At 64.4% G+C, this 24,352-nt stretch carries 12 protein-coding genes and 1 pseudogene; 12 read left to right on the plus strand and 1 reads right to left on the minus strand.

Annotated features, from left to right (window positions below; genetic code table 11):
- Window positions 1-81: 81 nt before the first annotated feature.
- The 11 genes from urtA (at window position 82) to NR164_RS22735 (ending at window position 11,787) form a co-directional block, all read left to right on the plus strand.
- Window positions 82-1,290: an urea ABC transporter substrate-binding protein gene (gene urtA, locus NR164_RS22685; RefSeq protein WP_024074866.1), complete on the plus strand. Its 1,209-nt coding sequence runs from the start codon at window positions 82-84 to the stop codon at window positions 1,288-1,290.
- Between the two features lie 169 nt (window positions 1,291-1,459).
- Window positions 1,460-2,377, plus strand: coding sequence for an urea ABC transporter permease subunit UrtB (gene urtB, locus NR164_RS22690; protein ID WP_010564283.1), 918 nt, complete (start codon window positions 1,460-1,462; stop codon window positions 2,375-2,377).
- Between the two features lie 10 nt (window positions 2,378-2,387).
- On the plus strand, window positions 2,388-3,548 hold the full coding sequence (gene urtC, locus NR164_RS22695; RefSeq protein WP_256823290.1) for an urea ABC transporter permease subunit UrtC: 1,161 nt from the start codon (window positions 2,388-2,390) through the stop codon (window positions 3,546-3,548).
- A complete protein-coding gene (urtD, locus tag NR164_RS22700) occupies window positions 3,545-4,303 on the plus strand; it encodes an urea ABC transporter ATP-binding protein UrtD (RefSeq protein WP_046383754.1) in 759 nt (252 codons plus the stop codon). Before urtC ends, urtD begins: the two co-directional genes overlap by 4 nt.
- A 10-nt stretch (window positions 4,304-4,313) precedes the next feature.
- Window positions 4,314-5,003: an urea ABC transporter ATP-binding subunit UrtE gene (gene urtE / locus NR164_RS22705; RefSeq protein WP_046383753.1), complete on the plus strand. Its 690-nt coding sequence runs from the start codon at window positions 4,314-4,316 to the stop codon at window positions 5,001-5,003.
- Window positions 5,004-5,885: 882 nt separating this feature from the next.
- On the plus strand, window positions 5,886-7,115 hold the full coding sequence (gene fmdA / locus NR164_RS22710; RefSeq protein WP_046383752.1) for a formamidase: 1,230 nt from the start codon (window positions 5,886-5,888) through the stop codon (window positions 7,113-7,115).
- A gap of 2 nt (window positions 7,116-7,117) precedes the next feature.
- Complete coding sequence (locus NR164_RS22715) at window positions 7,118-7,465, plus strand: zinc ribbon domain-containing protein (protein WP_256823291.1); 348 nt, start codon at window positions 7,118-7,120, stop codon at window positions 7,463-7,465.
- A 15-nt stretch (window positions 7,466-7,480) separates the two neighbouring features.
- Window positions 7,481-8,524, plus strand: coding sequence for an aliphatic amidase (locus tag NR164_RS22720; RefSeq protein ID WP_256823292.1), 1,044 nt, complete (start codon window positions 7,481-7,483; stop codon window positions 8,522-8,524).
- Between the two features lie 96 nt (window positions 8,525-8,620).
- Complete coding sequence (locus tag NR164_RS22725) at window positions 8,621-9,193, plus strand: DUF2239 family protein (RefSeq protein WP_256823293.1); 573 nt, start codon at window positions 8,621-8,623, stop codon at window positions 9,191-9,193.
- A 25-nt stretch (window positions 9,194-9,218) separates the two neighbouring features.
- Window positions 9,219-10,574, plus strand: coding sequence for an MATE family efflux transporter (locus NR164_RS22730; RefSeq protein WP_046488356.1), 1,356 nt, complete (start codon window positions 9,219-9,221; stop codon window positions 10,572-10,574).
- 40 nt (window positions 10,575-10,614) lie between these two features.
- Window positions 10,615-11,787 (plus strand): MFS transporter, encoded by a 1,173-nt coding sequence (locus tag NR164_RS22735; RefSeq protein ID WP_046383747.1) that lies wholly within the window; start codon window positions 10,615-10,617, stop codon window positions 11,785-11,787.
- 24 nt (window positions 11,788-11,811) lie between these two features.
- On the opposite strand, the pseudogene NR164_RS22740 reads toward NR164_RS22735, so the two are convergent.
- Window positions 11,812-11,979: pseudogene (locus tag NR164_RS22740) on the minus strand (type II toxin-antitoxin system HicB family antitoxin); the annotation flags it as partial.
- Between the two features lie 234 nt (window positions 11,980-12,213).
- Between NR164_RS22740 and NR164_RS22745 the strand changes: the two are divergent.
- Window positions 12,214-24,352 (plus strand): non-ribosomal peptide synthase/polyketide synthase (locus tag NR164_RS22745; RefSeq protein ID WP_256823294.1); only part of this gene is annotated, 12,139 nt, incomplete at its 3' end.

A 24,352-nucleotide genomic window follows, 5' to 3' on the forward strand; every position in this document is an offset into this window, starting at 1 on the left:
TACTGCGTTACGTCAGGCTGCGTATACCCGCGCTGGCCCGCTGCCGCCATGCTGGAGCCCTCATTGCAGAGGAGTCGCCCCATGGAACCACGATTGATCCGCTCCAAACCGTTGTTGGCCCTGTCGTTGCTGGCGGCCGCGCTGTTCAGCCAGGGCGTGCTGGCCGACAACGAAGGCCTGGCCGTGACGCCGACCGAAGTCACCGTCGGCCAGTTGCACTCGGCCACCGGCACCATGGCTATCTCCGAGACGGGCTCGATCCAGGCCGAACGCCTGGCCATCGAGCAAATCAACGCCTCGGGCGGGATTCTGGGACGCCAGATCAAAGTGATCCAGGAGGACGGCGCCTCCGACTGGCCGACCTTCGCCGAAAAGGCCAAGAAGCTGTTGGTCAACGACAAAGTCGCCGCCGTGTTCGGCTGCTGGACCTCGGCCTCGCGTAAAGCCGTGCTGCCGATCTTCGAGAAAGAAAACGGCCTGCTCTACTACCCGACCTTCTACGAAGGCCTGGAACAGTCGAAAAACGTGATCTACACCGGGCAGGAAGCCACCCAACAGATCCTCGCCAGCCTGGATTGGATCGCCAAGACCAAAGGCGCCAAGACCTTCTACCTGGTTGGCTCCGATTACATCTGGCCGCGCACGTCGATGAAGATCGCGCGCAAGCACATTGAGAACGTACTGCACGGCACCGTGGTCGGCGAAGACTACTACCCGCTGGGCAACACCCAGTTCGGTTCGCTGATCAACAAGGTCAAGCTGAAAAAGCCTGACGTGGTCTTCGCCGCCGTGGTGGGCGGTTCCAACGTGGCGTTCTACAAACAGCTCAACGCGGCGGGCGTGAATGCGTCCAAGCAAACCCTGTTGACCCTGTCGGTGACCGAAGACGAACTGCTCGGCATCGGCGGCGAAAACATGGCCGGCTTCTATGCCTCGATGAAGTACTTCCAGAGCCTGGACAACCCGAACAACAAAGCCTTCGTCGAAGCCTTCAAGGCCAAGTACGGCAAGGATGCGGTGATCGGCGACGTGACCCAGGCGGCTTACCTCGGCCCATGGCTGTGGAAAGCGGCGGTGGAGAAGGCCGGCAGTTTCGACGTGGATAAAGTCGTCGCCGCCTCCCCGGGCATCGAACTGAAAACCGCGCCCGAAGGCTACGTGAAGATTCACGAGAACCACCACCTGTGGAGCAAGTCGCGCATCGGTGAAGTGCAGCCCAACGGCCAGTTCAAGGTGATCTACGAGTCGGATCTGATCGAACCGAATCCGTTTCCAAAGGGTTACCAATAAGCTTCAAGCACACCGATTCAAATGTGGGAGGGGGCTTGCCCCCGATGGCGGAGTGTCAGTCGACATTTCTATAACTGAACCACCGCTATCGGGGGCAAGCCCCCTCCCACATAGAGCAAAAGCACATCGCATTCCAACTATCACCTCCCGCTCTCAGGAGACCATCATCATGGAATGGCTATCGGAATTTGGAGCCATCGCGGCGATGCAGGGGTTCAACGGCTTGTCCGTGTTCTGCGTGCTGTTGCTGATGGCGTTGGGGCTGGCGATCATTTTCGGCCAGATGGGCGTGATCAACATGGCCCACGGAGAATTCCTGACCATCGGCGCCTACACCACCTACGTGTGTTCCAGCCTCACCGCGCACTTTGCGCCGAGTTTTCAACCCTATTACTTCTTCTTCGCCATTGCCCTGTCGTTCCTCGTTGCCGGCGCGGTGGGCTGGTTGGTGGAATGGGCGATGATCAGCCGCTTGTACAAGCGGCCGCTGGATACCTTGCTGGCAACCTGGGGCCTGTCCCTGGTGATGCAGCAAACCTTCCGCTCGGTGTTCGGCGCCCGGGAGGTCAGCGCCGAGCCGCCGGCCTGGCTGATGGGCTCGGTGAACTTCACCGACGCGATTGAAATCCCGCGTAACGGCCTGTTCATGATGGCCCTGACCGTGCTGCTGACGGCGGCGATCTTCCTGATGCTGTACCGCTCGCGTTGGGGCCTGCAGGTGCGTGCGACGGTGCAGAATCGCCTGATGAGCCGCGCGGTGGGCATCAATACGCGCAAGGTCGACCGCATGACCTTCGCCCTCGGCTGCGGCGTGGCCGGGGTGGCCGGTGCGGCGTTCACCACCATCGGTTCCACCGGGCCGACGGCGGGTTCGCAGTACATCGTCGACACCTTTCTGGTGGTGGTGTTCGGCGGTGCGCAAAGCCTGTTCGGCACCATTGCCTCGGCGTTCGTGATCGCCCAGACGCAATCGCTGTCGGAGTTTTTCCTCAGTGGCTCGATGGCCAAGGTGCTGACCTTGTCCTCGGTGATTCTGATCCTGATGCTGCGCCCGCAAGGGTTGTTCTCCATCAAAGTGCGCAAGTAGAGGCGAGCAGATGAAGGCTTTAGACAAGCTGCTGGGCGGCCAGCAAAACCTGATCGGCATCGCGCTGCTGGCGCTGCTGATTCTCGTGGTGTTCCCCCTGACCCTGGATGCGTTCCGGCTGAACATGGTCGGCAAGTACCTGACCTACGCGTTTGTCGCGGTGGGGCTGGTGCTGTGCTGGGGCTATGGCGGCATTCTCAGCCTGGGGCAGGGCGTGTTCTTCGGCGTCGGCGGCTACTGCATGGCGATGTTCCTCAAGCTGGAAGCGTCCGACCCGGAAAGCACCAAGATCCAGTCCACGCCGGGCATCCCGGACTTCATGGATTGGAACCAGATCACCGAGCTGCCCTGGTTGTGGCAACCGTTTCACAGTTTCAGCTTTACCTTGGTGGCGGTGATTGCGGTGCCGGTGCTGCTTGCGTTCGTTATCGGCATGGCCTTGTTCAAGCGGCGCGTGGGCGATGTGTATTTCTCCATCGTGACCCAGGCGATTGCGCTGATCCTCACCGTGCTGATCGTCGGCCAGCAAGGGCTGACCGGCGGCGTCAATGGCATCACCGACCTCAAGACCCTGCTCGGCTGGGACCTGCGCACCGACAGCGCGAAGCTGATCCTGTACTTCATCAATGCCGGGTTGCTGTTCGGCTGCATCTTCATCGGCCGCTTCATCCTCGCGTCCAAGCTTGGCCGGTTGTTGATGGCGATGCGCGACAAGGAAGAGCGCGTGCGCTTTTCCGGGTATGACGTGGCCAGCTTCAAGATCTTCGTGTTCTGCGTGGCCGCGGCGTTCTCGGCGATTGGCGGGGCCATGTTCGCGTTGCAGGTGGGCTTTATGTCGCCGTCGTTCGTGGGCATCGTGCCGTCGATCGAGATGGTGATCTTTGCCGCCGTGGGCGGGCGCATGTCGCTGCTCGGCGCGGTGTACGGCGCGCTGCTGGTGAACTATGGCAAGACCTACTTTTCCGAATCCTTTCCCGAGCTGTGGCTGTACCTGATGGGCGGGCTGTTCATCGCCGTGGTCATGTACTTCCCCAATGGCCTGGCCGGCTTGTGGGACAGCCATGGTCGGCAGGCATTGGCCCGGCTGCTGCGCCGTCAACCACCGGTGCAAGCCTTGGCGCCGGTGGTCAAGCCCAAGACTGAAAGCAAAATCCTGGAGACCCAGCCATGACCGCCGTCGGCTTTGAAATGAACAAACCGGTGCTGGCCATCGAAGGTCTTACCGTGTCATTCGACGGCTTCAAGGCGGTCGACAACCTCAACCTGTATATCGACCGCAACGAAGTGCGCGTGGTCATCGGCCCCAACGGAGCCGGCAAGACCACGGTGCTCGACCTGATCTGCGGCAAGACCCGCGCCACCAGCGGCAGCATCCAGTTCGACGGGCAGGAACTGACCACGATGCGCGAATACAACATCGTGCGCGCCGGGGTCGGGCGCAAGTTCCAGAACCCGTCGATCTACGAAAACCTCACGGTGTTCGAGAACCTCGAGATGTCCTATCCGGCCGGGCGCAAGGTCTGGGGTGCGCTGTTTTTCAAACGCAATGCCCAGGTGATCGCACGGGTGGAAGAGGTAGCGCGGGAGATTTTCCTTGGCGATTTGCTGCAACAACAGGCGGACTTGCTGTCCCACGGGCAAAAGCAGTGGCTGGAGATCGGCATGCTGTTGATGCAGGACCCCGAGCTGCTGATGCTCGACGAACCGGTGGCCGGCATGAGCGTCAATGAACGCGCGCAAACCGCCGAGCTGCTTAAGCGCATCAGCCAGGGCCGCTCGGTGCTGGTGATCGAGCACGACATGGAGTTTGTCAAAAGCATCGCCCACAAGGTCACGGTGCTGCACCAGGGCAAGGTACTCGCCGAGGGCAGCATGGAGTCGGTGCAAAGTAATCCGAAAGTCATCGAAGTGTATTTGGGCCACTGAGGAGTCCGGCATGTTCAAGATCGACCAGTTGTCCTGCGGCTACGGGCAGAGCCAGATCCTCCACGACCTGGACCTGAACGTGGCCAAGCGCGAGATCGTCGCGGTGATGGGCCGTAACGGCATGGGCAAGACCACGTTGTTCAAGAGCTTGATGGGCATCCTGCCGCAGTGGAAAGGCCAGGTCAGCGTGGACGGGCATGATGTGTCGGCGCTGGAAACCCATGAACGGGTTGAACGCGGGATTGCCTACGTCCCCCAGGGCCGCATGATCTTTCCGAGCATGACGGTGCTGGAAAACATCCAGACCGGCCTGCCGGCCTCGGCGCGGGGCAAGGTGCCGGAGGATTTGTACGCGCTGTTCCCGGTGCTCTACGACATGCAGTCGCGCAAGGGCGGCAACCTGTCCGGCGGGCAACAGCAACAGTTGGCGATTGCGCGGGCGCTGGCAACCAACCCCAAGGTGCTGCTGCTGGATGAACCGACGGAGGGCATCCAGCCGTCGATCATCAAGGACATCGCCCGCACGCTGAAGGAGATTCGCAACTTAAGGGACCTGACCATCGTGGTCTCGGAGCAGGTGCTGTCGTTCACCCTGGAAATCGCCGACCGCTTTTTGGTGATCGAAAAGGGCCGATTCGTGATCGAAGAAACCCGGGACCGGGTGGACGAGGCAACCATCAGCCGCTACCTGTCCGTCTAGCCGCTACCGATTGTAGGAGCCGGCTTGCCGGCGAAAAACGCCCAGGCGCCGGGTTCATCCTGGCGACGCGCGTCATCGTTAACGACCTTCGCTGGCAAGCCGGCTCCTACAGAAAAGCGCACCTGCGAACCTGCCGGCGAAAAACGCCCAGGCGCCGGGTTCATCCTGGCGACGCGCGTCATCGTTAACGACCTTCGCTGGCAAGCCAGCTCCTACAGAAAAGCGCACCTGCGAACCTGCCGGCGAAAAACGCCCAGGCACTGCGTTCATCCTGGCGACGTGCGTCATCGTTAACGACCTTCGCTGGCAAGCCGGCTCCTACAGAAAAGCGCACCTGCGAACCTGCCGGCGAAAAACGCCCAGGCGCCGGGTTCATCCTGGCGACGCGCGTCATCGTTAACGACCTTCGCTGGCAAGCCAGCTCCTACAGAAAAGCGCACCTGCGAACCTGCCGGCGAAAAACGCCCAGGCGCTGCGTTCATCCTGGCGACGTGCGTCATCGTTAACGACCTTCGCTGGCAAGCCAGCTCCTACAGAAAAGCGCACCTGCGAACCTGCCGGCGAAAAACGCCCAGGCACCGCGTTCATCCTGGCGACGCGCGTCATCGTTAACGACCTTCGCTGGCAAGCCAGCTCCTACAGAAACGCAGGGCTGCGAATCCACCTGTAGGAGCCGGCTTGCCGGCGAAAAACGCCCAGGCGCTGCGTTCATCCTGGCGATGCGCGTCATCGTTAACGACCTTCGCTGGCAAGCCAGCTCCTACATTTTTGTTTGGGTTTCACTCTCTGGCAGAGCCATACGTCATCCAACGTATTTCCCGTTTTACCTCGCTCCACGAGACTGGTTTCAACGCCACAAGCCATCCGTCCAGGAGCCAGTCCATGACCGAAACGCTGATCAAAGTCGACCTCAACCAACCCGTCACCGAAAACGAGCAGATCCACAACCGTTGGCACCCGGATATCCCGATGGCCTGCTGGGTCAAGCCGGGCGATGACTTCATCCTCGAAACCTACGACTGGACCGCCGGCGCGATCAAGAACAACGATGACGCCAGCGACGTGCGCGATGTGGACCTGTCCACCGTGCATTACCTGTCCGGCCCGGTGGGTGTACACGGCGCCGAGCCGGGCGATTTGCTGGTGGTGGACCTGCTCGACATCGGCGCCAAGGCCGATTCGCAGTGGGGCTTCAACGGCTTTTTCTCGCGGCAGAACGGCGGTGGCTTTCTCACCGATCACTTCCCCAGTGCGCAAAAGGCGATCTGGGATTTCAAGGGCATGTTCACCAGTTCACGGCACATTCCAGGGGTGAACTTCGCCGGCCTGATCCACCCTGGCCTGATCGGCTGCCTGCCGGACCCGGTGATGCTCGCCGACTGGAACCGTCGCGAACAGGAACTGATCGACACCAATCCCACCCGTGTCCCGCCGCTGGCCAACGCGCCGCTGGCCGCCACCGCGCACATGGGCAAGCTCAAGGGCCAGGCCCGCGACGATGCCGCCGCCACCGGCGCGCGCACCGTGCCGCCGCGTGAGCATGGCGGTAACTGCGATATCAAGGATTTGTCCCGCGGCTCGAAGATCTTCTTCCCGGTCTATGTCAAGGGCGCCGGGCTGTCGGTGGGCGACTTGCACTTCAGCCAGGGCGACGGCGAAATCACCTTTTGCGGCGCCATCGAAATGGCCGGCTGGGTGCATATGAAGGTCGAGCTGATCAAGGGCGGCATGGCCAAGTACGGGATCAAGAACCCGGTGTTCAAGCCGAGCCCGATCACGCCGAACTACAAGAATTACCTGATCTTCGAAGGCATCTCGGTGGACGAGCAGGGCCAGCAGCACTACCTGGACGTCAACATCGCCTACCGCCAGGCGTGCCTGAATGCGATCAACTACCTGACCAAGTTCGGCTACTCACCGGCCCAGGGCTATGCGCTGCTTGGCTCGGCACCGGTACAAGGGCATATCAGCGGTGTGGTGGATATTCCGAATGCGTGCGCGACCTTGTGGCTGCCTACGGAAATCTTCGAGTTCGACATCAACCCCAACGCCAACGGCCCCACCAAGTTCCTCGACGGCAGCGTCGACCTGCCCATCGCACCGGACCTGTAGCCATGCCGACCTACGAATACGCCTGCGAGGCGTGCGGCACGTTCACGATGTTGCGGCCGATCGCCCAGCGCAACGAACCCAGCCAGTGCCCGTACTGCGCCGGGCCGGGAGGGCCGTTGCAGGTGTCGGCCCCGGCCTTGCAGTTGCTGTCGACCAACCAGCGCAAGGCCATCGCCGGCAACGAGCGCAGCGCCAACGCGCCGCAAACGGTCGACGAGTACCAGGAAAACCGTCGCCATCCGGCCGGTTGCAGTTGCTGCGGCACCAGCAAAAAGGTGCTGCCGAGCAAGGCCAACCCGCTGGGCCTCAAGACCAAGACCGGTCCACGGCCGTGGATGATCAGTCACTAGACCAGGAGCATTGCAATGCGTCATGGCGATATTTCCAGCAGCCCGGACACCGTCGGTGTCGCGGTGGTGAACTACAAGATGCCGCGCCTGCACAGCAAGGCCGAGGTCATCGAGAATGCGAAGAAGATTGCCGAGATGATCCTCGGCATGAAGCAGGGCCTGCCGGGCATGGACCTGGTGGTGTTCCCGGAATACAGCACCATGGGCATCATGTACGACCACGACGAGATGATGGCCACCGCCGCAAGCATCCCCGGCGAAGAAACCGCGATCTTCTCCACCGCCTGTCGCCAGGCCAACACCTGGGGCGTGTTTTCCCTGACCGGCGAACGCCACGAAGAGCATCCGCACAAGGCGCCCTATAACACCCTGGTGCTGATCAATAACCTCGGCGAGATCGTGCAGCGTTATCGCAAGTGCATTCCCTGGTGCCCCATCGAAGGCTGGTACCCGGGCGACCGCACCTACGTCTGCGATGGGCCCAAAGGCATGCAGATCAGCCTGATCATCTGCGATGACGGCAACTATCCGGAGATCTGGCGCGATTGCGCGATGAAGGGCGCCGAGTTGATCGTGCGCTGCCAGGGCTATATGTACCCGGCCAAGGAGCAGCAGGTGCTGATGTCCAAGAGCATGGCCTGGGCCAATAACTGCTACGTGGCGGTGGCCAACGCCGCCGGGTTCGATGGCGTGTATTCGTACTTCGGTCACTCGGCGATCATCGGTTTTGACGGGCGCACGCTAGGCGAATGCGGCGAAGAGGAGATGGGCATCCAGTACGCCCAGCTATCGGTATCGCAGATCCGCGATGCGCGCGCCAATGACCAGTCGCAGAACCACCTGTTCAAGCTGCTGCACCGCGGCTACACCGGTATGCATGCTTCGGGCGATGGCGACAAAGGCGTGGCCGATTGCCCGTTCGAGTTCTACCGCACCTGGGTGCTCGATGCGCAAAAAGCCCAGGAGAACGTGGAGAAAATCACCCGCGGCACCGTGGGCGTCGCCGCCTGCCCGGTCGGGCAATTGCCCCATGACGGCCACGGAAAAACCGCGAGGTAACGCATACGCTGGGTAGTTCTGCGCAATAAGACTTGCAGTCTGAAAATTCCCCTCTAATATAACCCGGGTAAAACAAATACTACCCGGGTATAAATCATGGATTCTCAACATCCCACTCGTTGCACCGCTTTCGTTCACCACCGACGTGTGGCGGACGGTCCCTATGCCCACGTTGCCCAGGCGTTGGCAGACCTTGATCTGCCGGCCGGCAGCTTCCTGGTATTCGACGATGCCACCGGCACCCAGGTCGATTACCCTTGGCCCCCGGGTTATGCACCCGAGCTGCCCGCGCCCGCAGAGGCACCAGATGAGCCGCCGACGTCCCCTGCGGTCGGGCGCCCCAAGCTGGGCGTGGTCGCCCGCGAAGTGACTTTGCTACCGCGCCATTGGGAGTGGTTGAGCCAGCAGCGTGGCGGTGCGTCGGCCGCGTTGCGGCGCTTGGTGGATGAAGCGCGCAATGCCCATGCCAGTCGTGATCAAATGCGCCAGGCCAAAGAGGCCAGCTATCGCTTCATGAGCGCCATCGGCGGTGACCTGCCGGGTTTCGAAGAGGCCTCGCGGGCGCTGTTTGCCCACAACGCTGCAGACTTTTCCAACAAGATCGCGCTCTGGCCGGTGGACGTGCAGACGTACCTGGCCTGGCTGTCGCGCAACGCTTTCACTGCCTGATCATCATCCAGGGACTCGAACTACCATGGAAGTGACCCAACAACGCCCGCTGTGGCAGATCTACCTGGTCTTCCTCGCACCGATGGTGCTGTCCAACTTTCTGCAGAGCTTCACCGGCACGCTCAATGGCATCTATGTCGGGCAAATGCTCGGTACCCAGGCGTTGGCGGCGGTGTCGGGGATGTTCCCCATCGTGTTTTTCTTTATCGCCCTGGTGATCGGCCTGGGGGCGGGGGCCTCGGTGTTGATCGGCCAGGCCTGGGGAGCCCGGGAAACCTCGATGGTCAAGGCGATCACCGGCGCCACCCTGACCCTTGGCGCGCTGGTGGGTTTGGTGGCAGCGGTGCTTGGCAGCCTGTTTGCGCGTCCGGCGTTACTGGCGCTGGGCACGCCGCTGGATGTGCTGGATGACGCGGTAGGTTATGCCCAGGTGATGATGCTGATCATGCCGCTGTTGTTGGTGTTTATCCTCTATACCCAGCTGCTGCGCGGCGTCAGCGACACGATTTCGCCGCTGCTGGCGCTGATGGTCTCGACATTCGTCGGTCTGCTGCTGACGCCGGCGCTGATCCGCGGCTGGATCGGCCTGCCGCCCATGGGCATTCAGAGTGCGGTGTATGCCGGCCTGGTGGGCAACGCCGCGGCGATGCTGTTTCTGGTGCTGCGCCTGCGGCATAAAAACCACGTGATGGCGCCGGACCGCGCATTGCTCGCGGCCTTGCGGCTGGACCGGGTGATTCTCGGCAAAGTCCTGCGCATCGGGCTGCCCACCGGGCTACAGATGGTGGTGCTGTCATTATCCGAATTGGTCATCCTGGCCTTGGTCAACAACCACGGTTCCCAGGCAACGGCGGCCTATGGCGCGGTGACGCAGATCGTCAACTACGTGCAGTTTCCGGCACTGTCGATTGCCATCACCGCCTCGATCCTCGGCGCCCAGGCCATCGGTGCCGGGCGCCTGGAACGGATCGGGCCGATCCTGCGCACCGGGTTGCTGATCAATACCTGCCTGACCGGCGGCCTGATCCTGCTCGGCTACCTGTTGTCGCCCTGGTTGCTCGGCCTGTTCATCACCGACGACGCCGCGCGGATCAAGGCCGAACACCTGCTGCATATCATGCTGTGGAGCATCCTGGTGTTCGGCTTCCAGGCCGTGATAGGCGGGATCATGCGCGCCAGCGGCGTGGTGCTGATCCCGGTGGCGATTTCGATCTTCTGTGTGCTCGGCGTGGAATTGCCGGTGGCCTACCTGCTCAATGCGCGGTACGGCCTGGAAGGGGTGTGGATGGCATTTCCGGTGACATACCTGGCGATGCTCGGCTTGCAGACTGCGTATTACCGGTTGGTGTGGCGGCATAAACAGATCACACGGCTGGTGTGATAAAAGGTTGCGCAAATCAAGGAAAGAAGGCGTTTCAATCATGGCAAACCCCTACGCCGAGTTGTTCCAGGCGCCCGGCGCCCGGGCGTTCGTACTGGCCGGCATGCTCGCGCGCATGCCCATCTCCATGACCGGCATCGGCTTGATCACCATGCTCTCGCAGGTGCATGGCGGCTACGGCCTGGCCGGCTCGGTGGCGGCGGTGTTTGCCTTGGCTACGGCATTTTGCGCGCCGCAGGTATCGCGGCTGGTGGATCGCTACAGCCAGGGCAGGGTACTGCCGATCGCCGCGCTGATCGGCGGCGGTGCGTTGTTGTTGCTGTTGCTGTGTACGCGTTTGCAGGCGCCGAACTGGGCGTTGTTCGTGTTCGCCGCGCTGGCCGGTTGCATGCCCAACATGTCAGCCATGGTCCGGGCGCGCTGGACCGAGCTGTACCGCGGCCAGCCCAAGCTCCAGACCGCGTTTGCCCTGGAGTCGGTGCTCGATGAGGTGTGCTTTATCATCGGCCCGCCGATCTCGGTGGGGTTGTGCGTGGTGCTGTTTCCCGAGGCCGGGCCTTTGCTGGCGGCGTTGCTGTTGGCGGTCGGTGTCACGGTGTTCGTGATGCAACGCCAGACCGAGCCGCCCGTGCATGAGCGCCATGATCATCACGGGCGCTGGCTGATCGCTTCGCCCTCGGTGTTGATCCTGATGATCCTGCTGCTGGCCATGGGCGTGATTGTCGGGGTGGTGGATGTGGTCAGCGTCGCTTTCGCCCAGCACCAGGGCCAACCGGCGGCGGCGAGCATTGTGTTGTCGGTGTATGCCATCGGTTCGTGCCTGGCGGGGTTGGCGTTCGGTACGTTGAAACTCAAGGCGCCGTTGCCCCGGCAGTTCCTGTGCTGTGGTGTCGCCACGGCGCTGACCACCTTGCCGTTGCTGCTGGTCACCAACATCCCCGGCCTGGCCGTGGCGATCTTCATTTCCGGGCTGTTCTTCGCCCCGACCCTGATCGTGTCCATGGCCCTGGTGGAGCGGATCGTGCCACCGAGCCGCTTGACCGAAGGCATGACCTGGCTGATCACCGGCCTGAGCATCGGCGTGGCCATCGGCGCCGCCAGCTCCGGCTGGATGATCGACCACTTCGGCGCGGCCAGCGGGTTCTGGGTGGCGCTGGCGGCGGGGGCGGTGGTGTTGGGTTCGGCGGTGTTGGGGTATCGGCGGTTAGGGTGACGGATGAGCGATGCACTCACCGCTGAGGAGGTCATCCACCGCCTGGCGAAAGGCGGCCTCCAGTTCCGCTTCGGTTTGCCCTTCATAACTGACCAGTGAGTCGATGTTCAAAAGCCTCCCAAACAGGCAGTTGTCTTCGACGCTGGTTTCTATTGAGCCGGTATGACCTTTGTATTTAAGTCGGCGATTCATTGAGCCGCTGCTCCTGTGCGTAATGGTTCTTAGGATCTGGCGCCGTTTAACCTAGGCCCGAAGCGCTTCAAGAAGTATCAGTTGCATACGGGTTTCGTGTAGGGCATTTCCCGGCAGCCCGCATTCCTCGCAGTCAACAGCCTCTCATCCCCCCGCTAATTTTTCCCTCTCCGGTTCGTTTTATAGGGACGACGTGCCTTTGTGCTTCCCGCCTATTGTTCCGGACTCCAAGAAATGAATGCTGAAGACTCCTTGAAACTTGCTCGCCGGTTTATCGGGTTGCCCCTGGAAAAACGCCAGCTGTTCCTCCAGGCGTTGCAGAAGGAAGGGGTGGATTTTTCGCGGTTTCCGATTCCTGCCGGGGTGGATGTGGAGGACCGCGATGCGCTGTCCTACGCACAGCAACGCATGTGGTTTCTCTGGCAGTTGGACCCGGCCAGCGGCGCCTACAACCTGCCGGGCGCCGTGCGGCTCAAGGGCGCGCTGAACCTTGGCGCGATGCAGCAGGCGTTCGCCAGCCTGGTCGAGCGTCATGAAACTCTGCGCACGGTGTTCCAGCGCCAGGCCGACGAGCGCCTGGCGCAGGTGGCGGCACAGCCGGAGCTGGCGATCGAGCAGCACGACCTGAGCGACCTGGCCCCCGCCGAACGCGAGCAGGCCGTCAACGCCGCGGCCACCCGCCAGTCGCTGCTGCCGTTCGATCTGGAGCACGGTCCGCTGCTGCGCGTGCAACTGTTGAAACTCGACGAGCAGGAACACGTGCTGCTGCTGACCCTGCACCACATCGTCTCCGATGGCTGGTCGATGAACGTCTTGATCGACGAGTTCATCCGTTTCTACGACGCGCATGAGCGCAATGAGGCGCCGCAACTGCCGGCGCTGCCGATCCAGTACAGCGACTATGCCCTGTGGCAACGCCGCTGGCTGGAAGCAGGGGAGCAGGCGCGTCAGCTGGAATACTGGCAAGCGCGGCTGGGTGATGAGCATCCGGTTCTGGAGTTGCCCAGCGACCGCCCACGCCCGGCCATGCCCAGCTACAGGGGCACGCGCCACACCTTCGCGATCGATCCGGATCTGGCCGCGCAACTGCGCAGCTGTGCGCAAACACACAACGTCACGCTGTTCATGCTGCTGCTCGGTGCGTTCAATGTGCTGCTGCATCGCTACACCGGCCAGGGCGACATCCGCGTCGGCGTGCCGATCGCCAACCGCAACCGGACCGAAGTCGAAGGGCTGATCGGTTTCTTCGTCAACACCCAAGTGCTGCGCACCGAACTGACCGGGCAAACCCGCGTCAGCGAGCTGCTGCACGCCATCAAGGAGCACGCCCTGGGCGCCCAGGCCCATCAGGACTTGCCCTTCGAACGCCTGGTGGAAGCGCTGAACGTCGAGCGCAGCCTGAGCCATACGCCGTTGTTCCAGGTGATGTACAACCACCAGCCGGTGGTGGCCGACATCGCCTCGATCCGCACGGCCTCCGGCCTGGAGCTGGCCGCGGTGGAGTGGCAGGGCCGCACCACCCAGTTCGACCTGACCCTCGACACCTACGAACAGTCCGGCACCCTGCATGCCGCGCTGACCTACGCCAACGACCTGTTCGACGCGCCATCCATCGCACGCATGGCGCGGCACTGGATCAGCCTGTTGCAGGCCATGGTCGCCGATGGCGAGCAGCGCGTCGGTGAGTTGCCGATGCTCGCCGCCGATGAACAGCAGGTCCTGGTGAGCGCCTGGAACCAGACCGCGCAGGCCTATCCGAGCGAGCGCGGCGTTCATCAGTTGATCGAAGACCAGGTGCGCGCCACGCCGGAGGCGCCGGCGCTGGTGTTCGGTGCGACCACGCTGACCTACGCCCAGCTCGACGCCCGCGCCAACCAGCTGGCCCATGCCTTGCGCGAGCAGGGGGTTGGCCCCGATGCCTTGGTGGGTCTTTGCATCGAGCGCTCCATCGAAATGGTGGTCGGCCTGCTGGGGATTCTCAAAGCCGGCGCTGCCTATGTCCCGCTCGACCCCGAATATCCCCCGGAACGCCTGGCCTACATGATCGAAGACAGCGGCATCCAGCTGCTGCTCAGCCAGCAAAGCCTGCTGCCGTCGCTGCCGGTCGCGGCTGTCCAGGTGATTGCCCTGGACGCGCCCGCGCTGTGGCTCGACGGCTACAGCTGCGAAGCCCCCGCCATGGCGATTCACGGGCTGAACCTCGCGTATGTGATCTACACCTCCGGCTCCACCGGCCAACCCAAGGGCGCCGGCAACAGCCATCGCGCGCTGGTCAACCGCCTGTGCTGGATGCAACAGGCCTACACGCTGGAGGCCAGCGATGCGGTGCTGCAGAAAACCCCGTTCAGCTTCGACGTGTCGGTGTGGGAGTTCTTCTGGCCGTTGATGACTGGTGCGCGCCTGGTGGTCGCGGCCCCTGGCGAACACCGCGAGCCGGCGCGCCTGATTGCGACCATTGGCCGACACGCGATCACCACCGTGCATTTCGTGCCGTCGATGCTCCAGGCGTTTATCCATGAGCCGGGCGTGCAGGCTTGCACCGGCCTCAAGCGCATCGTCTGCAGCGGCGAAGCCTTGCCGTTGGATGCACAGAGCCAAGTGTTCGCCAAACTGCCACAGGCCGCTCTGTTCAACCTCTATGGCCCGACCGAAGCGGCCATCGACGTAACCCACTGGAGCTGTGTCGATGAAGGCGCCGACAGCGTGCCCATCGGCCGTCCGATCGCCAACCTCTACACCTACGTGCTCGACGCCCAGCTCAACCCGGTGCCGGCCGGCGTGTCCGGCGAGCTCTACCTGGGCGGCAGCGGCCTGGCGCGCAGTTACCACCGGCGTGCGGCCCTGACCGCCGAGCGTTTCGTGCCCAGCCCGTTCGCTGACGGCGCACGTGTGTACCGCACTGGCGACCGCGTGCGCCAGCGGGCCGACGGCGTGATCGAGTACCTCGGCCGTCTCGATCATCAGGTCAAACTGCGCGGTCTGCGCATCGAACTGGGCGAAATCGAGACGCGCCTGCTGCAGCATCCCGGCGTGCGTGAGGCGGTGGTGCTGGTGCAGGGCGGCAAACACCTGGTGGCCTACCTGGTGTTGGAAGGCGAAGCGCCCACCGACCTCAAGGCGTGGCTGCTCGGCAGCCTGCCGGAGTACATGGTGCCGACCCATATGCTGCACCTGGACCAATTGCCGGTGACCGCCAATGGCAAGCTGGATCGCAAAGCGCTGCCAGTGCCGGACGCCGCCGCACAGCAGGCCTATAGCGCCCCGCAAAGCCCCGTGCAGCAGGCGCTGGCCGCAATCTGGGGCGATGTGCTCGGCATCCCGCAGGTCGGCCTGGACGACAATTTTTTCGAGCTGGGCGGCGATTCGATCATCTCCATCCAAGTGGTCAGCCGCGCGCGCCAGGCAGGCATTCGCCTCAGCCCGCGCGACCTGTTCCAGTACCAGAGCGTGCGCAGCCTGGCGTTGGTGGCGACCTTCGAGCAGGCCGCGAGCGTCGACCAGGGCCCGGTCAGCGGTGAGGTGATGCTGACCCCGGTGCAGCAGAGCTTCTTCGCCCAGGCCATCCCGGTGCGCGAACATTGGAACCAGTCGTTGCTGTTGATCCCGCGCGAAGCCCTGGAGCCTGCGCGTCTCGACGCGGCCTTGACCCAGGTGATCAATCATCACGACGCTTTGCGCCTGCGCTTTGTCGAGCAGGCCGAAGGCTGGCAGCAAACCCATGCCGCGCCGATCACCGCGCCCGGATTGTGGCAATCCCACGCCAGCGACGACACAGAACTGGCCGCACTCTGCGAGGCGGCCCAGCGCAGCCTCGATCTTGAACAAGGCCCGCTGCTGCGCGCCGCCCTGGTGAGCATGGCCGACGGCACCCAGCGCCTGTTGCTGGTGGTCCATCACCTGGTGGTGGACGGCGTGTCCTGGCGCATCCTGCTCGAAGACCTGCAACAGGCCTACGGCGCTGCGCCGCTGCCGGCCAAGACCTGCGCCTACCAAGTGTGGGTCCGGCAGTTGCAGGCCCATGCACAGACCCTCGACGCGCAACTGGCGTACTGGCAGGCGCAGACGGCCGACGCCGATTTGCCTTGCGACAACCCGCAAGGCGGCCTGCAAAATCGCCTGGGCGCCAAGCTGGAAATCCGCCTTGACGCCGAACACACCCGTCAACTGCTGCAAGACGCTCCGGCCGCCTATCGCACCCAGGTCAACGACCTGCTGCTGAGCGCATTGGTGCGGGTGATCTGCCGGTGGAGCGGCCAGACGGCTGCGCTGATCCAGCTGGAAGGCCATGGCCGTGAAGACCTGTTCGACAATGTCGACCTGAGCCGTACCGTCGGTTGGTTCACCAGCCTGTTCCCGCTGCGCCTGCAGGCCGAGGGCGGGTTGGCGGATGCGATCAAGTCGGTCAAGGAGCAACTGCGGGGCGTGCCCGATAAAGGCATCGGCTACGGCCTGTTGCGTTACCTCGGCACACCGGACGCCCGCGAAGCCCTATCAAGCCTTGCCGCGCCGCGCATTACCTTCAACTACCTGGGACAGTTCGATCGCCAGTTCAACGAATCGGCACTGTTCGTACCCGCCACTGGCGGCAGCGGTCAGTCCCAGGACCCCGAAGCGCCGCTGGCCAACTGGTTGACGCTGGAAGGGCAGGTGTACGGTGGGGAATTGACCCTGCAGTGGGGCTTCAGCCGTGAGATGTTCGAGGCTGCGACAATCCAGCGCCTGGCGGATGACTATGCGGCGGAACTCAAGGCCCTGATCGTGCATTGTAGTGCCACGCCGGCAGGGCAGGTCACCCCGTCGGACTTCCCGCTGGCGCGTCTGACCCAGCGCCAGTTGGATGGGCTGCCCGTCGCGGGACCGGCCATTGCCGATCTCTACCCGCTGTCGCCGATGCAGCAGGGCATGCTGTTCCACAGCCTGTACGAGCCCGAGGCCCAGGCCTATATCAACCAGTTGCGCCTGGACATCGGCGGCCTCGATCTTTTGGCGTTCGGTCGCGCCTGGCAGGCCGCGCTGGAGCGGCATGACATCCTGCGCAGCAGCTTCCACTGGCTGGGCCTGGACAGTGCCCATCAGTTGATCCAGCGGCAGGTCGACTTGCCGTTGCAAGTCATCGAAGACCCCGATGCCGACGTCGAGGCCCTCGCCGCAGCCGAGCGCGACAAGGGCTTCGCGCTCGACGCGGCGCCGCTGTTTCGCCTGTTGCTGGTACGCGGTGCCGGCGCGACCTGGCAGTTGATTTTCACCAGCCACCACATCCTGATGGATGGCTGGAGCAACGCCCAGTTGCTGGGCGAAGTCATCGCCCACTATGCCGGCCATACCGTGCCGGCACCGCTGGGACAGTTCCGCGACTACCTGGGTTGGCTGCAACACCAAGGGTCGGGCGAAGCCTTCTGGAAAGCCACGCTGGCGCCGTTGCAAGCGCCCACCTTGCTGGCGGAGGCGCTGCGCGTGCCGGCCCACGCCACAGGGATGGCCGACCATCAGGTGGTGCTCGACAGCGACTTCACCCAAGCGCTCGGCGAGTTTGCCCGCCGCCAGAAAATCACCCTCAACACCTTGCTGCAAGGGGCGTGGAGCCTGTTGCTGCAGCGCTACACCGGCCAGGATTGCGTGGCGTTCGGTGCCACCGTCGCCGGGCGTTCGGCGCCGCTGCCGGGGATCGAGCAGCAACTGGGCCTGTTTATCAACACCTTGCCGCTCGTCAGCCTGGCCGCGCCGGCCCAATCGGCCGCGTGCTGGCTCAGCGAGCTGCAAGCGCTGAACCTGAGCCTGCGCGATCACGAACATGTGCCGCTCTACGACATCCAGGGCTGGGCGGGCCAGCAGGGCGCGTTGTTCGACACCTTGCTGGTGTTCGAAAACTTCCCGGTGGCCGAAGCCCTGAAACAGGGCGCGCCCGCAGGCCTGACCTTTGGCCGCCTGCACAACCATGAACGCACCCACTACCCGCTGACCCTGGGGATTGAGCTGGGGGCGAACCTGCGCCTGGAATGGAGCTACGACCGCGCGCGTTTCAGTGCCGATCAGGTCGCGCGATTGAGCGCCAACCTGCAGCACCTGCTGGTGCAACTGCTCGTCGATGCGCAGGCGCCGCTCGGCAACTTGCGCCTGCTCGACCCCACCACGCAGCGCGACATGCTCGCCCTGGGCCGGGCACCCGGCGCGGCCCTACGTGAGCTGCACGTGCATCAACGCATTGCCGCCCAGGCCGCCGCCACCCCGGATGCGCTGGCGGTGCAGGCCGGCGAAGCGCGCTTGAGCTATGCCCAGCTCAACGACCACGCCAACCGCCTGGCCCATCGCCTGCTGGCGCTGGGCGTGGGGCCTGGGCAGCGCGTGGGCCTAGCCTGCCGACGTGGCCCGCAGTTGATCGTCAGTCTGCTGGCGGTACTTAAAAGCGGCGCCGCCTATGTGCCGCTGGACCCGAAATACCCCAACGAACGCCTGGCCTACATGCTGGCGGACAGTCGTGTGGACCTGCTGCTCAGCGAAACCGGGCTGCTCGCCGACCTGCCGCTGCCGCAAGGTCTGATCCGTGTGGACTTCAGCGCATCCGGCGCTGAGTTGGCCGCTTACCCGCGCGCCAATCCGCCCAGCCACGTGGGCGCCGCCGACCTGGCCTACGTGATCTACACCTCCGGCTCCACCGGCCAACCCAAGGGCGTGGCCATCGATCACGCCGCCCTCGGCCAGTTCTGCGACAGCGCCGCGGTCTACAGCCGGCTGTGTGCGGCGGACCGTGTGCTGCAGTTCGCCACGTTCAGCTTCGACGGCTTTGTCGAGCAGTGCTACCCGCCGCTGTGTATAGGCGCTGCGTTGATCATGCGTGGCGATGAACTGTGGGACGCCGGGCAACTGGCGCGGGAAATCGTCGAGCAGGGCGTGACCCTCGCTGACTTGCCGGCGGCGTACTGGTACCTGCTGGCCAAGGAATGTGCGGTCGAACACCGCGCCCTGGGCAATCTGCGCCAGGTGCATGTGGGCGGCGAAGCCATGTCGGTGGAAGGCCTGCGCGCCTGGCACGCCGCCGGCCTGGGCCACGTGCGGCTGGTCAACACCTATGGGCCGACCGAGGCCACGGTGGTGTCCAGCGTGCATGACTGCCAGTTGCTGGATGCCAGTGACGCGTTCGGCGTGCCCATCGGCCAGGCCATCGAAGGCCGTTCGCTGTATGTGCTCGACAGTGCGTTCGAGCTGTTGGCCACCGAGGGCCTCGGCGAGCTGTGCATCGGTGCCGAGTACGGCCTGGCCCAGGGCTATTTCGACCGCCCGGCGCTGACGGCCGAGCGCTTCCTGCCGGACCCGTTTTCCGCCGTGCCGGGGGCGCGGCTCTACCGCAGTGGCGACCTGGCCCGTTACAACCAGGCCGGTGCGTTGGAGTACGTCGGGCGCATCGATCATCAGGTGAAGATTCGCGGTTTCCGTATCGAAATCGGCGAAATCGAGGCCAGCCTGCAAGGCTTGCCGCAGGTGCGTGAGGCGGCAGTCATCGCGCAGCCGGGCGCCGTGGGTGCGCAATTGGTGGCCTACGTGGTGCCGACCCAGGGCCAGCGCCTGGACACCCAGGCGCTGGCGGCGACCTTGCACCGTGTGTTGCCCGACTACATGGTGCCGGCGCAGTGGGTGGTGCTCGATGCCTTGCCGTTGAACAACAACGGCAAGCTGGACCGCCGCGCACTGCCGGCACCGGACCTGAACCAGCCCCGACAGGCCCACCGCGCCCCGCACAGCCCGCTGGCGATCCGGTTGGCAGCGATCTGGCAAGCGGTGTTGCAGGTCGAGCGCGTGGGGCTCGATGACCATTTCTTCGAGCGCGGCGGCCATTCGTTGCTGGCCACCCAGGTGATCTCCCGCGTGCGCCATGACCTCAAGCTGGAAGTGCCGTTGCGCGCGCTGTTCGAGCAGCCGACGCTGGAGGCCTTCGCGGCCGCGTGCGCCGGCGTGCAGGGCGACACGGCACCGACGCTGCAGGCGGCCGGGCGTGACCGGCCGTTGGCGTTGTCGTTCGCCCAGGAGCGCCAATGGTTCCTCTGGCAACTGGACCCGACCAGCGCCGCCTATCACGTCCCCGCCGCACTGCACCTGCGCGGCCCGTTGGATATCGCTGCGCTGGAACACGCTTTCCACGCCCTGGTGCAGCGCCATGAACCGCTGCGCACCACCTTCGTGGAGGAGGGCGAGCAGACTTGGCAGGTGATCCACCCCCATCTGGCGATTGCACTGGCGCATCAGCACATCGCCGCAGCCGCGATCGAAGCGACGGTGGCGCAGGAGATCCAGCGCCCGTTCGACCTGGTCAACGGCCCGCTGATGCGCGTCACGTTGCTGCACGTCGAAGCGGAGCACCATGTGCTGGTAATCACCCAGCACCACATCATCTCCGATGGTGGGTCGATGCAGGTGATGGTCGACGAACTGCTGGCCCTGTATCAGGGCCAGGCGCCGTTGCCGGCGTTGCCGCTGCACTATGCCGACTATGCCCTGTGGCAACGCGAGTGGATGGCCGCCGGGGAGAAACAGCGCCAACTCGATTATTGGTGCGCCCGCCTGGGCAGCGAACATCCGCTGCTGGAGCTGCCCCTGGACCACCCGCGTCCGGCGCTGCAAAGCCATCGCGGCGCGCGCCGACAACTGCATCTGGACGCCGCGCTGGTCGCCGAACTCAAGGCCCTCGCCCAGCGTCAGGACGTGACCCTGTTCATGCTGTTGCTCGCCGCGTTCCAGACCTTGCTGTTTCGCTACAGCGGCCAGTCCGCGATCCGTGTCGGGGTGCCGATCGCCAACCGCAATCGCCTGGAAACCGAGCGGCTGATCGGCTTCTTCGTCAACACCCAGGTACTGCAGGCCGAGCTGCATGGGCGGATGGGCTTCGACCGCTTGCTCGCCCAGGTCAAGCAACGTGCGGTGGAGGCCCAGGCCCATCAGGACTTGCCCTTCGAACAACTGGTGGAAGCGCTGCAACCGGAGCGCAGCCTCAGCCATAACCCGTTGTTCCAAGTGATGTTCAATCATCAGGACAACCTGCGCGCCGGCCCGCTGCAGTTGCCTGGCCTGGACCTGCAAGCGGTGGATTGGACCGGCCACAGCACCCAGTTCGACCTCAACCTGGAAACCGAGGAGTCGGCCGATGGCCTCTGGGCTGCGTTGACCTACGCCACCGACCTGTTCGAACCGGCGACCGTCGAGCGCTTGGCCGAGCATTGGCAGAACCTGCTGCGCGCCGTGGTGCGCGATGCCTCCCAACCCCTGGACGAGCTGGCGCTGCTCAGCGCGGCGCAGTGGCGGCAGATGCTCGAAGCGTGGAACCACACGGCCTTCGATTACCCCCGCGAGCGCTGTGTGCATCAGCTGTTCGAAGCGCAGGCCCTGGCCCAGCCCGACGCCATCGCTGTGCAATTCAACGACGACGCCTTGAGTTATGCCGAACTCAACCGCCGCGCCAATCGCCTGGCCCATCGCCTGATCGCGGCGGGTGTCGGCCCGGACGTGCTGGTGGCGGTGCATGTGGAGCGTTCCCTGGACATGGCGGTCGGCCTGCTGGCGACCCTCAAGGCCGGTGGCGCCTACGTGCCGCTCGACCCGCAGTTCCCGGCGGAGCGCCTGGCGTTCATGCTCGAAGATAGCCGCGCCCGGGTGCTGCTGACCCAGCCAGCGCTGATCGGCCGACTGGCGCAACCGCAAGGCCTGCACGTGCTGCTGGTCGATGACAGCGACGCTGGCGAACACAACCCGCAAGTGGACGTCAGCCCGGAACACCTGGCCTACGTGATCTACACCTCCGGCTCCACCGGCCAGCCCAAGGGCGTGATGGTGCGCCACCGCGGGCTGTGCAGTTTCACCTGCGGCATGGCCGCCAGCCTGGACATCGGCCGGGAGGCGCGGGTGCTGTCGCTGACCACGTTCTCGTTCGACATCTTCGCCCTGGAGCTGTACGTGCCGCTGACGGTTGGCGCCACGGTGCTGCTGAGCGGCCAGGCCCTGGCCCTCGACCCGGAGGCGATTATCGACCTGGCGCACCACCAGCGCGCCAATGTGCTGCAAGCCACGCCGTCAACCTGGCGCATGCTGCTGGACAGCCCGCGTGCCGAGCGGCTGCATGGCATCAAGGCACTGTGCGGCGGCGAAGCGCTGCCGGCCGACCTGGCCCAGCGTCTGCTCGATCTGCAAGGCCCGGTGTGGAACCTGTATGGCCCCACGGAAACCACCATCTGGTCGGCGGCCCATCGGCTGTTGGCGCCGCAGCCTTTTGTCGGGCGGCCGATTGCCAATACCGCGTTGTTCATCCTCAACGCCGGGCTCAGCCCATGCCCGTTGGGCGCGGCCGGTGAGCTGCTGATCGGCGGTGTCGGCCTGGCGCGCGGTTACCATGCACGGCCGGCGCTCACCGCCGAACGCTTCGTGCCCAACCCTTATGGCGCACCGGGCGAACGCCTGTACCGTACCGGTGACCTGGCGCGCTACCGCGACCACGGCGTGGTGGAGTACATCGGCCGGGTCGACCAGCAGGTCAAGGTGCGCGGGTTCCGTATCGAACTGGGCGAAATCGAAGCCTGCCTGCGCGAACACCCCGGCGTGCGCGAAGCCGTGGTGCTGGCCGACAACGACCGCTTGATCGCCTATCTGGTGACCTCCGCCCCACAGACGCCGCAGGTCTACCAAGCCGCCTTGCGCGAGCGTTTGCCGGACTACATGGTGCCGGCGTACCTGATGTGCCTCGACAGCCTGCCCTTGACCCCCAACGGCAAGCTCGACCGCAAGGCTCTGCCCAGCGTGGACGCCAGCCTGTTGCTCAAAGGCCATGTCGCCCCCGTCACACTGCGCCAACAGCAGGTGGCGGCGATCTGGGCCGAGGTGCTGGGCGTACCTCATGTCGGCCTCGACGACCACTTCTTCGAGCTGGGCGGGCATTCGCTGCTGGCCACCCGCGTGGTGTCGCGGGTCCGCCAGGCGCTGACGCTGGAAGTGGCGCTCAAGACCCTGTTCGAACACCCGGCGCTGGGTGACTTCGTCGCGGCGCTGGGCGAGGAGGGCGTGGTCGCACCGGCGATGCTCAAGGCCGACCGCACCCAACCGTTGCCACTGTCCTATGCCCAGGAACGCCAATGGTTCCTCTGGCAACTCGACCCGCACAGCGCCGCGTACCACATCCCCAGCGCCCTGCGCCTGAAAGGCACGCTGGACCTGGCGGCGCTGCAACGCAGTTTCGACACCTTGCTGGCGCGCCACGAAAGCCTGCGCACCCATCTGCATCAGGACGCCAGCGGCACACGGCAAGTGATTGAAGAATCGGGCCTGATCGACGTCGACCAGGCCGACAGCGACGAAGCCGGGCTCAAGGCGCAGGTCGCTGCCGAGGTCGCGCGTCCGTTCGACCTGCTGCGCGGGCCGTTGCTGCGGGTCACGTTGCTGCGTCTGGCTGAGGATGACCACGTGCTGGTGCTGGTGCAGCACCATATCGTCTCGGATGGCTGGTCGATGCAACTGATGGTCGAAGAACTGGTGCAGCTCTACGCCGCGTTCAGCCAGGGGACCACGCCGCACCTGCCGGCCTTGCCGATCCAGTACGCCGACTACGCCCTGTGGCAGCGTCAATGGATGGAGGCCGGCGAGACCGCGCGTCAACTGGCTTACTGGCGTGAGCAACTGGGCGGTGTGCAACCGGTGCTGGAATTGCCAGTCGACTACCCGCGCCCAGCGCTGCAAAGCCACCGTGGCGCGCGCCTGGGTATTGAGCTAGCGGCGCCGTTGCTCGCCGGTTTGCGCAGCCTGGCGCAGCGCACCGGGGTGACGTTGCCGATGGTGTTGCTGGCGTCGTACCAGGCCTTGCTGCACCGCTACAGCGGTCAGGAGGACGTGCGCGTCGGCGTGCCGATTGCCAACCGCAATCGCCTGGAAACCGAAGGGCTGATCGGCTTCTTCGTCAACACCCAGGTGCTCAAGGCCGATATCCACGGGCAGATGAGCGTCGAGCACTTGCTGCACCAGACGCGTCAACGCTCCCTTGAGGCCCAGGCCCATCAGGACCTGCCGTTCGAGCAGTTGGTGGAGGCCTTGCAGCCCGAGCGCAGCCTGAGCCTCAGCCCGCTGTTCCAGGTGTTGTTCAACCACCGCGTGACGTCGGTCGATAGCCATTGGCAGCGCCTCACCGAGCTTGACGTCGAGGTCCTGAGTTGGGATGAAGGCGTCGCCCAATTCGACCTGGCGCTGGACGTCGAGGAAAGCCAGACGCTGTTGCGTGCGTCCCTGAGCTACGCCACCGACCTGTTCGCCCCGGCGACCATCGCACGCATGGCCGGCCACTGGCAGAACCTCTTGCAGGCGATGGTCGCCGATCCGCAGCAGACCCTCGGCCAGTTGAACCTGCTGG

Source organism: Pseudomonas sp. Pse79 (assembly GCF_024519615.1).
Taxonomy (GTDB): domain Bacteria; phylum Pseudomonadota; class Gammaproteobacteria; order Pseudomonadales; family Pseudomonadaceae; genus Aquipseudomonas; species Aquipseudomonas veronii.